This window comes from Desulfolithobacter dissulfuricans (assembly GCF_025998535.1).
Lineage (GTDB): Bacteria > Desulfobacterota > Desulfobulbia > Desulfobulbales > Desulfobulbaceae > Desulfolithobacter > Desulfolithobacter dissulfuricans.
Genome location: NZ_AP024233.1, coordinates 1,220,983 through 1,237,775 on the forward strand (window position 1 = coordinate 1,220,983; position 16,793 = coordinate 1,237,775).

Annotated in this window: 10 protein-coding genes and 1 pseudogene; 9 read left to right on the forward strand and 2 right to left on the reverse strand. The window is 53.3% G+C overall.

Annotated elements, in window-relative coordinates; genetic code table 11:
• Positions 1–72 precede the first annotated feature (72 nt).
• The 7 genes and pseudogenes from GF1_RS05385 (at position 73) to GF1_RS05420 (ending at position 9,497) form a co-directional block, all read left to right on the forward strand.
• Positions 73–1,808, forward strand: a pseudogene (locus GF1_RS05385) (NAD-dependent malic enzyme).
• A gap of 125 nt (positions 1,809–1,933) precedes the next feature.
• Complete coding sequence (locus GF1_RS05395) at positions 1,934–3,793, forward strand: sensor histidine kinase (protein ID WP_267928609.1); 1,860 nt, start codon at positions 1,934–1,936, stop codon at positions 3,791–3,793.
• Positions 3,786–5,159 carry a sigma-54-dependent transcriptional regulator gene (locus GF1_RS05400; RefSeq protein WP_267928610.1) on the forward strand — a complete coding sequence of 458 codons (1,374 nt, stop codon included), beginning with the start codon at positions 3,786–3,788 and terminating at the stop codon, positions 5,157–5,159. The genes GF1_RS05395 and GF1_RS05400 overlap by 8 nt, the downstream gene beginning before the upstream one ends.
• A 434-nt stretch (positions 5,160–5,593) precedes the next feature.
• Entirely contained in the window at positions 5,594–6,598 is a 1,005-nt protein-coding gene (locus GF1_RS05405; protein ID WP_267928611.1) for a TRAP transporter substrate-binding protein, read from the forward strand.
• Between the two features lie 185 nt (positions 6,599–6,783).
• Complete coding sequence (locus GF1_RS05410) at positions 6,784–7,329, forward strand: TRAP transporter small permease (protein WP_267928612.1); 546 nt, start codon at positions 6,784–6,786, stop codon at positions 7,327–7,329.
• Positions 7,326–8,723: a TRAP transporter large permease gene (locus GF1_RS05415; RefSeq protein ID WP_267928613.1), complete on the forward strand. Its 1,398-nt coding sequence runs from the start codon at positions 7,326–7,328 to the stop codon at positions 8,721–8,723. The genes GF1_RS05410 and GF1_RS05415 overlap by 4 nt, the downstream gene beginning before the upstream one ends.
• Positions 8,724–9,005: 282 nt before the next feature.
• On the forward strand, positions 9,006–9,497 hold the full coding sequence (locus tag GF1_RS05420; protein WP_267928614.1) for a universal stress protein: 492 nt from the start codon (positions 9,006–9,008) through the stop codon (positions 9,495–9,497).
• 778 nt (positions 9,498–10,275) lie between these two features.
• Here GF1_RS05420 and GF1_RS05425 read toward each other — a convergent pair.
• Complete coding sequence (locus tag GF1_RS05425; RefSeq protein WP_267928615.1) at positions 10,276–11,163, reverse strand: carbohydrate kinase family protein; 888 nt, start codon at positions 11,161–11,163, stop codon at positions 10,276–10,278.
• 290 nt (positions 11,164–11,453) lie between these two features.
• Here GF1_RS05425 and GF1_RS05430 point away from each other — a divergent pair, with 290 nt between their 5' ends.
• Both GF1_RS05430 and GF1_RS05435 read left to right on the forward strand, forming a co-directional pair.
• Positions 11,454–12,029: an SH3 domain-containing protein gene (locus tag GF1_RS05430; protein ID WP_267928616.1), complete on the forward strand. Its 576-nt coding sequence runs from the start codon at positions 11,454–11,456 to the stop codon at positions 12,027–12,029.
• A gap of 49 nt (positions 12,030–12,078) precedes the next feature.
• Positions 12,079–14,265, forward strand: a complete 2,187-nt coding sequence (locus GF1_RS05435; protein ID WP_267928617.1) for an HAD-IIB family hydrolase — start codon at positions 12,079–12,081, stop codon at positions 14,263–14,265.
• Between the two features lie 28 nt (positions 14,266–14,293).
• Here the strand turns inward: GF1_RS05435 and GF1_RS05440 are convergent, their stop codons facing one another.
• Entirely contained in the window at positions 14,294–16,681 is a 2,388-nt protein-coding gene (locus GF1_RS05440) for a sucrose synthase (RefSeq protein ID WP_326491596.1), read from the reverse strand.
• Positions 16,682–16,793 lie beyond the last annotated feature (112 nt).

The following is a 16,793-nucleotide window of genomic DNA, read 5'->3' on the forward strand; positions in this document are numbered from 1 at the left end:
GAACCGCATCCGTCAACCGGATATAAGGGCGACCGGATAGTGACTTTCTCCAAACCACGCAAGGAGTATGACATGTCTGAGAATTCCATCAAGTTCCGGTATGACGAGTACGGCAACACTCGAGAAATCTTTGTCTACAGCAGCGGATCTGATATCCATAACAACAGCTTTGTCAACAAGGGCACGGCCTTTACGGTTCCGGAGCGGCGCAAGCTCGGTCTCACCGCCATGCTGCCGCCGGCTGTCCGCAGCCTGGAAAAACAGGTGGAAAACAGCCGGGTCAAGGTGGAGGGCAAGGAGAGCGACATCGAACGGTTCATCTATATTCGTTCCCTGTTCGATCGCAATGTCACTCTGGCCCATGCCCTTATAAAAAGTGACATAGCCCGCTACATGTCCATTATCTATACCCCCACGGTGGGCCTTGCGTGCCAGCATTATTCCTCCATGTTCCGCTCGGCCAACGGGCTGCATTTCTATCCCGGTAATATCGACGAGGCGGAGAATGTCCTGCGTCGGTTCCAGAACCGCGATATCCGGGTGGCGGTGGTCACCGACAACCAGGGGATCCTCGGTATCGGCGACCAGGGTGCCGGCGGCATCGCCATCTGCGTGGGCAAGCTGATGCTCTATACCCAGGGCGCCGGCATTGCTCCCTGGCACTGTCTGCCCATTTCCCTGGATGTGGGAACGGACAACGAAGCCCTGCTCGCCGATGACGAGTACCTGGGATGGCGGCACCGGCGGTTGACCGGCGATGAGTACATCGATTTTGTCCAGCGCTTTGCCAGGGCCTTCCGCAATGTCTTTCCCTCAGCGCTCTGCCAGTGGGAGGACTTCTCCAAGCAGAACGCCTTTGCCATCCGCGACGCCTACCTTCATGACCTGGTCTCCTTCAACGATGATATCCAGGGGACCGGGGCCGTGGCCCTGGCCGGTATCCTGACCGCCATGAAGATCAAGCAGGAGAAACTCGGGGACCAGGTTTTCCTGATCCACGGGGCCGGTGCCGGCGGTATCGGCATTGCCGAGCAGATCGAGACCGCGCTGTGCGAGGAAGGACTCAGTGTGGACGAGGCCCGGGCACGGATATTCACCCTGGACTCCCGCGGGTTGGTCACCACGGACCGCGATCTGCTGCCCTACAAGCAAAAATATGCCAAGGATCCCGCCTCGCTGCCGTGGCTCAAGGACAGCGATGATCTGCGGCTTGAGAATGTGGTGAAAAAGGGCGGGGTGACCGTGCTTATCGGTACGTCCGGCCAGCCGGGCTGTTTTTCCCGCGAGGTGGTGGACGCGGTGCTGGAGCACACCGAGAGGCCGATCATCATGCCGCTCTCCAATCCCACCGATAAAGCCGAGGCCATCCCGGCGGATCTCTATCGGTGGACAAACGGCCGGGCCCTGATCGGTACCGGTTCGCCCTTTCCGGACGTGGAGTATGAGGGCAAAATGTACCGGGTGGGGCAGTGCAACAACGTCTTTGTCTTCCCGGGGTCGGTTTAGGTACCCTGGCCTCGGGTGCCCGAGAGGTCCTGCCTGAGTTCTTCACTGCCGCGGCCCGGGCCGTGTCCGATTATGTGACCCGGGATGAAATGGAACGCGGCGCCCTGGTGCCCGACGTCACCACCCTGGCCGATGTCAGTATCAAGGTGGCCCAGGCCGTGGGCGAGGCTGCCATCAATGCCGGCATCAGCCGGCCGTGTGCCTTTGCCTCTTTCCAGCACGAGAATGATCCGACCCGGCTCAAGGAGCTGATCAGGAAAATGCGCTGGGAGCCGGATTATCTGCCACTGGTGGCCATGTAGCATCATGAGGGCAAGACGCGCCTGCTGGGGCGCGTCTTGCCCAGGATCATACCGGTGGGAGGGATAAAATCAGGATACAGGATACAGTTGCCTGGCCAGTCATGAAAGATGCGACGGTTGGAGTGATGCAGGCAGCAAAGCGGGCCCGACACTGGTTTTTTCTTTTGTTTACCGTGCTGTTTTTCGGGGCTGCTCTCTGGCTGACCGCCCACCTGACCTACCGTGAGGGGCTGGTTCGTCTGGCCGAGGACGGCACCGCCAGGATGGAGCTGTACGTGGCCTACCTGCGCGGGGTTCTGGAAAAGTATGAGGGACTGCCCGAACTGCTGGCCACCAACAAGCGGCTGGTAAATTTTCTCCTCAATCCCGGCGGTCACGAGCGCATCGAGGCACTGAACCGCTACCTGGAGACCATCAACTCCATCAGCGACGCAGCCGACACCTACCTGATGGACCGGGAAGGATTGACCATCGCCGCCTCCAACTGGCAGACACCCCGGCCCTTTGTCGGTCGCAATTTCAGCTACCGACCCTATTTCAAGGAAGCCATGCAGGGACATCTGGGGCGGTACTTCGCCCTGGGCATGACCTCGAGCCGGCGGGGTTACTATTTTGCCTATCCCGTGCGGCAGAGCGGCCGGATCCTCGGGGCGGTGGTCATCAAGATCAATATCGACAAGGTGGAACGCAACTGGGAGCATCCCGATACCACCCTGCTGGTCACCGATCCCGACGGGGTGATTTTCATCACCACCAACCCCAACTGGCGTTTTCATACTCTGAAGCCCCTGGACAGTGCGGCCCGGAGGCGGATAGTCGAGAGCCGCCGTTATCCCAATGCCTCTCTGGAGCCCCTGGATATACTGGAAACCAGCTCGTCGCCGGCCGGACCGCTGATCCGCCTCAAGACCACCGGTGGTCGGGGAGACAAAACATATCTGCTCCAGAGTCGACATATGGACCAGGCCGGCTGGGAGGTGCAGATCCTTTCCGACATATCCGGGGTCCAGCGACTGGTGCTGCGGGCCCTTCTCATGGCAGGGGCGGTGATCATGCTCAGCCTGCTGCTGGGAATTGTCCTGTGGCAGCGGCGTCAGCGTCTGGCTGAACGGCACCGCTATGAACGACGGGCCCGGGAAGTGCTGGAGGAGGCCAACGAGGCCCTGGAGGACCGGGTCAGGGAACGGACCAGGGAGCTGGTCGAGATCAATCGCCGGCTGCGCCGGGAGATCGAGGAACGCCGTCAGGCCGAAGAAGAACTGCATCGCACCCGCAACGAGCTTATCCACGCGGCCAAGCTGGCCGCCCTTGGCCAGATGTCAGCCGGGATCAACCATGAACTCAATCAGCCACTGGCCGCTATCCGTACCTATGCCGACAACACCAGGCAGCTGCTGGTCAAGGGAAGGCAGGAGGATGCGCTGTGGAACCTGGAGCAGATCGGCGAGCTGACCCAGCGCATGGCCCGGATCGGGGCCCAGCTCAAGATCTTTGCCCGCAAAACCAGTGGCCGGATAGAGCCCGTGCCCCTGCACGGGGTGGTGGACGGGGCCCTGGAGATCGTCAACCCGGCTCTGCGGCGGGCCGATGCCCGGATTCGAATCCTCATTGAGCCGGAAGACCTCCAGGTCCAGGCCAATAATGTCCTTCTGCAGCAGGTGCTGGTCAATCTTATCGGCAATGCCATCCAGGCCGTGGAGGACCAGGAGCAGAGAAATATCAGGGTGCACTGCCGCCGGGAACAGGGGAGGGTGCGGATAACGGTGCAGGACAGTGGTCCGGGTATCGCGCCCGAGCACCTGCCCCATATTTTTGAAGCCTTCTACACCACCAAGGATCCTGGCCAGGGCCTGGGTCTGGGACTGACCATCACCGCCCGGATCCTCGAGGAAATGGGTGGCGATATCATGGCCTCGGACGGCGAGACCGGGGCCCGGTTCGAAATATATCTGAGTGAAGCACAGGGGAGTGTTGTCCATGGATAAGACAGCGACTCGGGGCTCGGTGAACAGGGTTCTGTTCATCGATGATGAAAAACATATCCGTCAGGCAAACCGGCAGACCCTGGAACTGGCGGATCTTGAGGTCTCGTGTCTGGACTGTGCCGAGAAGGCCATACCGGTTTTGTCCCAGGAGTGGCCCGGCGTGGTCGTCTGTGATATTCGGCTGCCCCAGATGGACGGCCTGGAGTTCCTGCACCGGGCCAGGGAGATCGATCCTGACCTGCCCGTCATCCTGATCACCGGTCACGGTGATGTTTCCACCGCAGTGCAGGCCATGCGGGACGGGGCCTACGATTTCATTGAAAAGCCCTATTCGTCGGAACGGCTGGTCAAGACCGTGCGCCGGGGCCTGGAAAAACGGATGCTGACCCTGGAAAACAGGCGGCTGCGCTGGGAGCTCGAGGCCCACTCCGCCCCGGGGCCGCGGATTATTGGCCGTACTCCGGCCATGCAGCGTCTGCGGGCCACCATCGCCCAGATTGCCGATACCGGTGCCGATGTGCTGGTGGTGGGGGAGACCGGGACCGGCAAGGAACTGGTTGCCAGGTCCCTGCACGAGCACAGCCAGCGCCGGATCAGGAATTTCGTTGCGGTCAACTGCGGGGCTGTATCTGAAAACATGATCGAATCCGAGCTGTTTGGCCATGAGGCCGGTGCCTTTACCGATGCCAAGTCGCGGCGGATCGGCAAGTTCGAACACGCCAACGGCGGTACCCTGCTGCTCGACGAGATCGAGAGCATGCCCATGCATGTCCAGGTCCACCTGCTGCGGGTTCTCCAGGAGCGCGCCCTGGAGCGGCTTGGATCCAATACCCTCATTCCCCTGGATCTGCGGGTGGTGGCTGCGGCTAAGGTTGATCTCAGACAGGCGGTGGAACGGGGCGAGTTCCGGGAGGACCTCTACTACCGGCTCAACGTGGTCTGCCTGCACATTCCGCCTCTGCGCACCCGGCGCGAAGATATTCCGCTGCTGTTCCACCACTTCCTCCTGGTCGCCGGCCATCGGTACCAGCGGGAGGTGCCCACGCCGGACACGGCCCAGATGAACGCGCTCATGGCCTATGACTGGCCGGGAAACGTGCGTGAACTGCGCAACCTGGCCGAGCGCTATGTGCTCCTTGGTAACCAGTGCGACTGGTCGCTTGAGCAGCTGCTGGCCTCGTCGGCCCCGGAACAGGCCAACAGCCTGCCCCAGCTGGTGGAATGTTTCGAACGCGGTCTGATCGAGCAGGCTCTGGCCGCCCACAAGGGCAGCATCAAGGACGTGATGGCTTCCCTGGCCGTGCCGCGCAAGACCCTTTATGACAAGATGCGAAAATACGGCCTGGACAAGAGCGATTACAAATAAACCCTCCCCGCTCTGGAAAGTTCGGTCTCCAGCGGCTGAATATCCGCAGATAACCCCTGCACTGGCCCGCCGCAGTCGTCCCTGCCGGGGGCTGTGATCCTTTCAGGAAGGATCATCACCCCGCCGAACCCTGACCTGCCACTTCCGGTCCCTGGTCGGCATGATGAACAAGTCGTCACCGTCTGGTTGTTTGTTCCTTTTGGGTCAAAGTTCGTCCATCCGGCAGGTGAAATGGGTGGATTCTTGCCGGTTCTTTCTTTTCTTTCCTGGTCTCTTTTATCGGTAATTTAGTAAATCCGGGCACCTGGTGCGGATTCTTCGAACTGGCCTGCGAATTGCTTTTGTAAAAACAAATGGGTGCCTGGCTACATCTCAAGGTCGGTCACCTGAGGAATTATTTCAGTCCGATGAATTATTTTGTAAAGGAGGAAAGAATGTTTGTGAAAAAAATGGCCATGTCCGTGGCAGCGCTGGCCCTGTCAGCAGCACTGTTTGCAGGTCCTGCCCTGGCGCAGAAACCCATTGTGATCAAGTTCTCCCATGTTGTGGCCGAAAACACCCCCAAGGGACAGATGGCCAACAAGTTCCGTGACCTGGTTGCCGAGCGGCTGAAGGGTAAGGTCGAGGTCGAAGTCTATCCCAATTCCCAGCTGTTTGGCGACAACAAGGTACTGGAAGCCATGCTCCTTGGCGATGTGCAGATGGCCGCACCCAGTCTTTCCAAGTTCAGCCGCTACACCAAGAAGCTGCAGCTTTACGATCTGCCGTTCCTGTTTGAAAATATCGATGCGGTTGACCGTTTTCAGCACGGTCCTGCGGGCCAGAAACTACTCCAGTCGGTCAGCAAGAAGGGACTCATCGGCCTTGGCTACCTGCACAACGGCATGAAGCAGCTTACCGCCTCCAAGCCGCTTCGGGTGCCTGAGGATGCCCGCGGCCTCAAGTTCCGGATCATGTCCTCCGATGTCCTGGCTGCCCAGTTCAAGGCCCTGGGTGCCATTCCGTTGAAAAAACCCTTTTCCGAGGTTTTCACCCTGCTGCAGACCAAGGCCATCGATGGCCAGGAGAACACCTGGTCCAATATCTATTCCAAGAAATTCTACGAGGTACAGCCCTACATCACCGAGTCCAATCATGGTGTACTCGACTACATGGTCGTGACCTCGCAGGAGTTCTGGAATGGTCTGCCTGCCGATATCCGGGCCGAAGTGAAGAGTGCGCTGGATGAGGCCATTGCCTTTGGCAACCAGGTGGCAAAGGAAAAGGCCAAGAGCGACAAGCAGAAAATCATCGATTCCAAGCGGTGCACCCTCATCGAGCTGACTCCGGCCGAGAGGGCCCAGTGGGTTGAGGTTATGCGGCCGGTATGGAAGAAGTTCGAGCGCCAGATCGGCAAGGATCTGATCGACGCGGCCTATGCTTCCAACCAGGCCAAGTAGTATGAATGGCCACTGACTGTGGTTGATTCGCTATCCTGTGGCTGGCCCGGTTTTCCGGGCCAGCCGTTCCTCTTGAGAACAGGGGCGCGGAGAGGCGGGGACACGGCTTTGTGGTATTCCGTGTCTCCGCGTCGCCACGTCCGCTTGCGAATTTCTGCTGTCATATAAAAAAGAGGTTTTTTTGTATGTTCCTGCGCATTCTCAACCGCACCGAGGAGGCAATCATCTGTCTCCTGCTCGTGCTGACGACCCTGCTGGTTTTTGCCGACGTGGTCATGCGTTTCGGCTTTAACTCCGGCTTCATGTGGACCCAGGAGCTGACGCTGCACATGTCGGCCTGGTTTGTCCTCTTCGGCGCATCGTATGGCATAAAGGTCGGCTCCCATATCGGGATGGACGCCTTTGTCAAACTGTTTCCGCCGCTGGGCCGCCGCATCCTGACGGCCATCGGCTGTCTGCTGGGTCTTCTGTACTGCGGCCTGGTCCTGTACGGCAGCTGGATCTACCTGGCCAAGGTCAAGAAAATCGGCATCGAACTGGAAGATCTGCCCATTCCCGCCTGGATAGCGCATGGCATGCTCATTGTCGGTTTCACCTTTCTAAGTATCCGTATCCTGCTCCTGCTTCGAGATGTGATCATCGGCCGGGCCGATGGTTTTCGTCATGCCGACGAGGCAAAGGAGAGTATGGAGATTGTTGAAGAACTTTCGAAAGAGGAGGGCCTGAAATGACCACTGTCGGCCTGTTTGCGCTCCTTTTCATCTGTATGCTCCTGGGCATGCCCATCGCCCTGGCCCTGGGTCTGTCCAGTATCACCACCATTCTGCTCTTTTCCAATGATTCCCTGGCGTCCATCGCTCTGAAGCTGTTCGAATCCCTGTCCGAACACTACACCCTGCTGGCTATTCCCTTTTTTATCCTCTCCTCGGCCTTTCTCTCCACCGGCGGCGTGGCCAAGCGGATCATTCGCTTTGCCCTCAGTGTGGTGGGGCATATCCGAGGAGGAATCGCCATGGCCTCGGTCATGGCCTGCATGATCTTTGCCGCGGTTTCCGGTTCCTCGCCTGCCACCGTGGCCGCCATCGGCACCATTGTCATCACCGGCATGGTTCGAGCCGGCTATCCGGAAAGTTTCGCCGCCGGGGTTATAACCAATGCAGGTACTCTGGGGATTCTCATTCCACCTTCCATCGTCATGCTCGTCTATGCGGCGGCCACCGAGGTCTCAGCGGCGAGGATGTTCATGGCCGGGTTTATTCCCGGACTGATGATGGGGCTTATCCTGATGGTCGCTATCTATATCGCCGCCCGGATCAAAAAGATCCCGTCCCAGCCCTGGGCAGGGTTTCGTGAGGTGTTCATTGCCGGTGGCAGTGCCTTTGGCGGCCTGATGCTGATCATTATCGTCCTTGGTTCCATCTATGGCGGGGTAGCAAGCCCCACCGAGGCGGCCGCGGTTTCAGCTGTTTACGCCTTTGCTATCGCGGTGTTCGGATACCGGGATATGGGTCCATTGAAAAATGTTCCCTGGCGTCTGGAATCCGAGAGTGTTGGAACTGCGATTCTGCGTAATACCGGGCAGATCATTAAAGCCCTGCCGAAGTGCGTGACCGATAAGGACGTGAACAAGGTCCTGCTCGATGCCTCCAAGGTCAGCATCATGCTGCTTTTCATCATTGCCAATGCCATGCTTTTTGCCCATGTGCTGACCTCGGAGCGTATACCCCATCACCTGGCCGAACTTATCGTCAGTTGGGGGCTGTCTCCGTGGATGTTTCTGGTGGTGGTCAATCTGCTGTTGCTGGCCGCCGGCAACTTCATGGAACCATCCGCCATCCTGCTTATCATGGCTCCGATTCTCTTCCCCATTGCCATGAAACTGGGGATCGATCCGATTCATCTGGGAATTATCATGGTGGTCAATATGGAGATCGGCATGCTGACCCCGCCGGTGGGCCTGAACCTCTTTGTAACCGCCGGAATCACCGGGCACAGTATCGGCTGGGTTATCCGCGCCGCCGCACCCTGGCTGATTCTGCTGCTGTTTTTTCTTATTATCATCACCTATGTACCGCAGGTATCCCTGTTTCTGCCGGAGTTTCTTGATAAACTTCATGGGTATTAATGACAACCGCCTGCGGCTTGTTCTGCGGATCGGGTCTGCCCCGATCCGCAGAATTTTTCAAACCTGAATTGAGCGTTTCACCCATCTGCAACACTTTAAAAGAAAACCAGTTATAATCGTTTATCTTTTAGTTTTTGTTTTATGCAGTCCCTTCCGACGTCACCTGTCGGAACGCTGTCTGTATCTGTTAACCAGGAACTACCATCCCGGGAGCCTGTTCCTGCATGCCGGGTATGGGGGCGAGAGACTGGCCCTGAATGTTTCTGAACCGGAGGCGCTGCCATGAGTACCCTTCCTGAAGTCCGCACAATTTTATACCTTACCGATCTTGGCGAGCATACCCGTCCAGTCTTTCGTCAGGCTGTGGTGGAAGCCAGAAAACATGGAGCACGGATTCTCATGCTCCATGTGGTGGAACCCCTGGGGCCCACCGGCACAATGGTCCTGGACATGTATCTCTCGGCCGAGGAGGCAGAAAAGCTCAAGAAAGGCGGCATGCGGGAGATCCTTGAAAAGATGAAGCAACGCCTTGATATTTTCTGTCAGGAAGAACTGGGGGTCTGTGGCATGGAGCCTACCCTGGTCAAGGAAATTCTCGTGGCCAGTGGGCAGGTGAGCGAAGAAGTCCTGAGGCTTGCCGATAAACATGGCGCCGACCTGATCGTCATGGGCCGGTCCGCTTCAAAGCGTTTCGGCACTGCGGCCATGGGAAGTACTGTACGGCGGGTCCTCAGATCCAGCCGGATCCCCGTCCTTGTGGTGCCCAATACCTGATATATCGTTGCAGTGCCGGCGGCTGTCTTGTCCCGGCCCAAAAGATTCCTTATGCCTGGCTACTGGCACGGTGTAAGGGATGTCTGCCATCCCTGCCCTGTATTTTGCCCTGTCCTCTCTCCCTCCCGGGGCAGGGATGCAGCTTTTTTGGTTTCAGTCCATCCTGCCCCTGGTCCGGGGCCCACGGCCCAGGCTCCTGAGTCCCTCTCTGAATAAGCCTGTTTTGGTCGGTCCTGCGAAAACACTTAACTCATTGAAATTTAAATAAATTTTTAGAGATTATATCACCGTAACTTGAAGGTTATTGTACTTCTACCCTTCATTCTCCTGTGATTTTCCTGCGTCCAGAACAGAGCATCTCAACCACCTCAGGGAGATCTGTATCGCAGCAGGCAGGAAGATGTTCTCGATCCCACTCATGCGCTGTACCGGTTGGCGGAACTGCTTCCCTGTTAGATGTCCGAGAGGTGGTCTGGCTCCCTGTATTCTAAGAAAAAAGGGCGGCCTTGTTTTCTGTTTTTGTCTCTGGTGATGAGGTTTCTGGTGGCCTGAAATGGGATTTTTCAGGACCGACTGATGAAGGTGTTGATCTTTTTGCCTCTTGGAATGGCTTGACCATTCGACGATCTCAGCGTCACAGTAAAATGAAAAATGCTCACATGTGTCCTGACATACTGCGCCTTTTGATTTCTAACTCATCGATCATATGAGGTTTTTTTGTCTTTAAAAAGTATACCTTTTTAAGGTGCCATTCGGAACACAGCGTATTTTTAACTTATCAATCTGTATACCACCTGGATAGAAACGTAGTATAAAAACGACGGTCAGAAACAGTGGCTCCACGCTTGCCAACAATTGCTGAAGCGAACTCTTGAGCATTATGGATAATTTTTTGTGTCGGCCATCCCATTATTAGGCCAAGAATAAATACCGCACTAAAAGCATCTCCTGCTCCAACTGTATCGACAACCATGATATGTGGTGAAGGCAAGAAGGATAACTTTTCTCCTTCCTTGAGATACACTGTTGATCCCTTGCTACCCTTAGTAATGATCAGGATCTGTAGATTAAAATATTCGATCATATATTTTGCTTTTTGATCGATACTATCATGTAGAGGAAAAAGCATTTCTATTTCTTCCTTATTCATTTTTACCCATGATGCATCTTCCATTAATGACAGTGCGGTATCACGTTTCCACCATGGATGACGCAAATTTATATCGATAAAAATATCTCCGTTTAATTGCTGTTTTATTTTTTTTAAAGTATCGCGTGATTGTTGAGATCTAAGTGCCAGCGACCCGTGATACAGAACTGGTGCATCTGCTGGTAATTCCGGAATTTCATCCTTAATGTGGTCATAAGCATCATCAGGTGAAATTTCATATGTTGGTTCACCGTTGTTCAATCGTACCTTTACCGTGCCAGTAGGTCGGTCTGGGTCGTGTTGAAGAAAAGTTGTGTCCATGTCCCATTTGGACATTGCCTGAACAACCATTTCCCCCCTTCTATCCTTGCCGATTCTGCTTATAAATACGGGCAGCAATCCAAAGCCCTGCAGGTGCCACGCGACATTAAATGGAGCGCCACCAAGCACTTCCGTTCCATCGGAATAGCAGTCAAAGAGCACCTCTCCGAAGATAACTGGCCGTATTTGTGTCATAGTTGATTCCTTTCCGTAATTGTTGTGCCGTTTAGTCTTGACATTCACGGTTTGTCAGCTATATATATTCCACAATATATTTTTGTCAAATAATATATTGTGGAATACTGACATAACACTGTGTAACGAATCTTAAGTTATATGTTGCTTATTTTTGCATTTATCCTGGTGGGTTTTGTCTATATGGGGCCTATCCTTTTTCCAACCTTGGGGCTTGGGATAAGGATCTGGCTAACTGGTTTATCTTTGATTACGAACAGGCGAAGGCTCTGGTAACCATATTTTGGCTTTTGCTTGCTCTTCTTTGGTATCGCAAAACACGGATACGGGGAAAAAGAATTTTTTTTAATTCAAAAAAGAATACAAAAGATCGCCTGCGGTTACCGAAAATTAAAAAGAATAATCGAGGCAATATAAATGTTGCAGTCACTGTTTCAGTGGTTTTTTTGGTGGTTTTGTTTGCCGGATACGAACAAGTCTTCGGTAGCATCAGGATGGTTTCTATAGCTAAAAATAGTGTCAATATGCGCAGTGGACCGGGAACGCAGTGCAAGGTGCTATGGGAGTTGGATAAAGGCTATCCTCTTCAAGTGCTGAGGACCAAGGGAAATTGGTATAAGGTCAGGGATTTTGAGGGAGATACCGGCTGGGTTTATCGACCGCTTACCTCGCGAAAATCCTATGTAGTTGTGAAGAAAAACATAATTAACATTCGATCCGGGCCGGGGCTACGGAATCCTATTATTGCCAAAGCACACAGGGGAGTGGTGCTGCGAACCATTGCCTCTGTAAAGGGATGGGTCAAAGTGCGTCACGGGCGTGGAGTTACCGGCTGGGTGGCAAGGCGTCTTGTCTGGGGATGGTAAAGGCGTAAATATTATTGGATGGCACTGGTTTTTTCAAAAGGAACAGTTTATGGAGCACACTTCAGGTTTGTATATCCAACTCTTCAGTATTCATGGCTTGATTCGCGGAAATATGCCGGAGTTAGGTCGAGATGCCGATACCGGAGGCCAGGTGAAATATGTTTTGGATCTGGCCAGAACTCTTGGCGAACATGATGATGTGGTCCAGGTTGATCTTGTCACTCGGCTCATTGATGACAAGACGGTTGGTTCGGATTATGCCAGGCCCATTGAGCCACTTTCCGAAAAGGCACGGATTGTACGTATTCAATGTGGCGGTAAAAAATATATTCGAAAAGAATTGCTCTGGCCACATCTTGAGGAGTTCATCGACAGAGTAATTCGATTTATCAAGTTACAGAACAGGGTGCCGGACGTATTTCACGGGCACTATGCCGATGGAGGCTACGTGGCCATGGAACTTGCCACTGCCTTTGACGCCCCCTTTATCTTTACCGGTCATTCCCTGGGCAGGAACAAAAAAGCCAAGTTGCAGGCCGACGGCCTCGGTGAGGCCCGGATAAACAGACAATATAAAATTGATACCCGTATCCAGGTCGAGGAGGAGATCATGAGGCGAGCCGACCTCATCATTACCTCTACCCAGCAGGAGATTGATCAGCAGTACGGGCTGTATGAAAATGGCAGCCACGATCGTTTTGCTGTCATTCCACCGGGTATCGATCTGGATACTTTTTACCCCTTTTACGATCTTCAGCTCGACAGCGATCTTTTCAATGAGGAGGTCAAGCAGATAAGGTTCACCCTGTTCAATGAACTGCATCGCTTCTGGGCTCATCCTGAAAAACCATTTATTCTGGCACTGTGCCGACCTGATCATAGGAAAAATATAACTGGTCTGCTTGAGGCCTACGGGACAAGTCAGGAGTTAAGAACCATTGCCAACCTGGCGGTTTTTGCCGGCATTCGAAGCAATATTACGACGATGGAGGAAAATGAACAGGCGGTGCTTACCGATATGCTTCTGCAGATGGACCGGTATGACCTGTACGGTAAACTGGCAATTCCCAAAAAAAACGATTTTGCCACAGAAGTGCCGGAATTGTATCGGATTTGCGCAGAAAGTCGCGGTGTATTTGTCAATCCGGCTTTGGTAGAGCCTTTCGGACTTACCCTGATAGAGGCATCGGCCTGTGGTCTGCCGATTGTAGCGACGAATGACGGCGGCCCGGCCGAAATAGTGGCCAACTGCGATAACGGTATCCTTGTCGACGCCGCCAAGCCAGAGGAAATTGCTCGAGCACTGCAATCAATACTCGTAGACGATGCCAAATGGACACAGTTCTCCAACAATGGAATTAACGGCGTGCGTCAACACTATTCCTGGCGGGCACACGGTGAGAAAACCATGCAGCGGATAAGGCCGCTGCTGCCGGAGGTAATCTATCCAGCTAAACAGGCAGAGCCGCGGGCGATGTACCAGGCGCCGGTTTCCTTTGGACGGCGTCTGATGAACGTTGAACATCTCATGATCACTGATATAGACAACACCCTTGTTGGAGATAAAAAAAGCATGATGGATTTGTTTTCCCTGCTGCAGGAACACCGTGATGATATGGCCTGGGGTGTTGCCACCGGGCGCAGTCTGGAATTGACGATTGAGGCAATGACGGAACATAACTTTCTAATGCCGGACATCCTTATCTGTTCCGTGGGAACGGAAATCTATTACGGACCGGATCTACGGCATGATAAAGGATGGCAGCAGCATATTTCTTGGCAGTGGAAACCGGAAAAAATCAAGGCTGCACTGGCACCTTTTGACTTTCTTGTCTTTCAGGAAGCTGAGGGGCAACGGAGCCATAAGATCAGTTATTATCTGGAAGAAAAAGAAAATCGTCTTGCCATGGTTCGTGAACGCTTGCAGGAAATGAAACTGCGATGTCAGGTCATCTATTCGCACGGCCAGTTTTTGGATATTCTCCCTTTAAGAGCATCCAAGGGCAAGGCCATTAATTACCTCCGCTATAAATTTGATTTTTCACCCCGCCATGTGATGGTGGCCGGAGACTCGGGTAACGATGAGGATATGATTTCCGGTCCTGCCCGGGGATTGGTGGTTGGTAATCACAGCCAGGAACTGGAAAGTTTGCGTGGTAAGGCAAATATCTATTTTAGCAAGGCAAACTATGCTGCTGGTATTATTGACGGCCTAAAACATTACGGACTTATTTAGTTGTAAGTATTGTTGATTTTATAGGTCGTTATAGGGACGGCCTGACCCTTTCCGCCCTGGTCCGAAACTGAAGGTGATATAACATTTCCAGGTAGCGACCGGTTGCCTCCCGTTCCATGTTGGTGGCAAATTTCCAGAATCCGTAAATACAGGTAAGTGTTAACAGTCGTTTGGCGTACCGTTTCCAGGTGTATCGTTCCTTGATACGCTGCCTTGCTCCTTTGGAGATTCTCTGCCAATAACTCGGATCAGTCTTGCATCGCTCAAAAAAGTCAGCAAGCATCTCAGATGTCTGGTCGGCATGATTGGGATCAATGTGGAATCCGGAAATGTTGTCCTCGATAATTTCCAGCGGTCCGCCATAACGGGTGGCAAAGGTCGGCAAGCCTGATACCATGGCTTCAATGACAGTCAGGCCAAAGGCTTCAAAAAAGGCCGGTTGCACAAAGGCCCCCTGGCTGTCGGCCACATACCGGTACAATTCCCCTGTCAATGTTTTATCCAACCGCATTCCCAGCCACCGCACCTTGTTATCCAGAGAATACTGATCGAACAATGAATGCATGCGGATAATCTGTATTCGTTCTTCGTTATCTGTTGATTCGTCTGGATTGATTGTTCCTCCGATTATCAAAAGGTTGGTCAGTTGCTGTAAACGATCATTTTCAGCAAACCACTGGACGAGGCCGGTAAGATTTTTTATATGATCCAACCGTGCCATTGAAAAAAGAATTGGTTTATCCCGTTTTTTAAGTGTGCCCCGGCATCCCTCATGGTCATCACCGTAAACTAACTGATCCAGAATCCTGTGAAGACCGGACAGCCTGCGTTCCTGTTCAGTATATGAAAAGTAAGTGGTTTCATCCGCTCCCGGTGAAACAATATTGAACCTGGGATCATATACATCAATCCCATGGAGTACACGCTGCAGTCCGGGCATGGTAAAGGAACCGTAACTTTCGTATTGTCCCACCACATCGCTGGAGCCGGCAATCTCCTGGTAGGTTGAAGTGATTATGAAATCAGCTGAATTCATGCCGATCAGGTCAGCAGTGAACTGGCAGGAAAAATGGTACTGCTCCTCCATGTCCTGCCAATAGAGCGCTGAATGGAGATATTTTGTTTTTTCCAGGGCGTGGGCAATGGTGCATTGCGTAACGCCAAGTCGTTGCGCCAGGAGATATGCCGCCAGATTGCCATCGGAATAATTACCGACAATCAGGTCAGGTCTCCGATCAAGTCTTGCCAGAATTGCTGTTTCCGCTTCCCGGCTGAAGGTCTCGAGGTACGGCCACACTTCAAAGCGTGATATCCAGTGGGGGATGATGGTGCCGTCCGGTTCCCGGAAGGGAATGCGGATAATATTCACCTGGTCAGTTCCATGCACATGTTCTTCAGGTTCGTTACACGTAGTTTGCCCGGATTCAGGGATCAGGCGACTGACAATTATGATTTGGGGTTTAATATCCAATCCCTGATTATAGATACGTTTCTGCATTTCCCGTTCAAGGGCTCGAACCTGGTCGAGGATGTAGACAACCTGGCCGCCGGTATCAGGCAGGCCCAAGACATGATCCTGACCGAAATATCCATGTGGGGAAAGGATTACTATATTGAAAATCATGGGGATCCGACTAAGGAACTTTTCCAGATTCTGGTGATCAGGTGCTTCCAGAAGGTCTGCCAGCAAACTCATGCTGGTCTTGATGCCAGCGAGACTTCTGCCCCATCCGGGCTCAAACCCCATGCTCCGAAGGTCATTTTCCAATTCGGGCCATTGCAACTCGTCCGGCTGCTGTTGCAGGAATTCCATGCATCGATGCAAAGCCTGCCGAAGTTCGTCCACGGTAGTGATGGTATTATTTATCATAAACGGTCTACCCTGGTATCCGTGAACCTTCAGAAAAGAAAAAAGCATATCATCACCCTTGTTTAACTCGTGACCAAGGCGACTTGAGAACTTGCGGTTGAGAAATTCGACCCCATGTCCGATGGACCGAGCCTGGTGCATCTTGGGAACGTCCCTTTCAAAAGGAGTAAAATCAATTTCCAGAATAGTGCTGTTGGATTGGCCGGTTACGAGTCTTTCTTTAAAGGTGAGGAGTTCGGAAACCTGGACCTCTTCAAAGGTCAAGGTTTCAAAATGATAACGGAGGTAATGCCATTGTCCCGCCCCGGAGCGGACATCCAGGTAAAACCAGGGGGGATCGATGGCCGCCTCCTGGCTTTTTTTCAAAATGTCCGCAAGGGGAGAGAAGAGCAGTTCTTTCTGATTATCTTTTTCACATAATTGTATGAAATCATCCCATAGCTGACTGCCAAGCATCAGCTTCTGGTTTCGCGCCTGGTACCTGCGAAATAGACTATACATTGTATCTCGGTGTTGCTGGGCCCAGCGGTTTAACTCGTGAAACATTGTTTTTCCCTTGTTTGGAGGTCAGGTAACGCCTGAGAAGCGATTATCGGTGGTTGTTCCGATCATGTCGCCTGAACCTGTAGTATTGGTTTATGTATAATAAAAACAATAT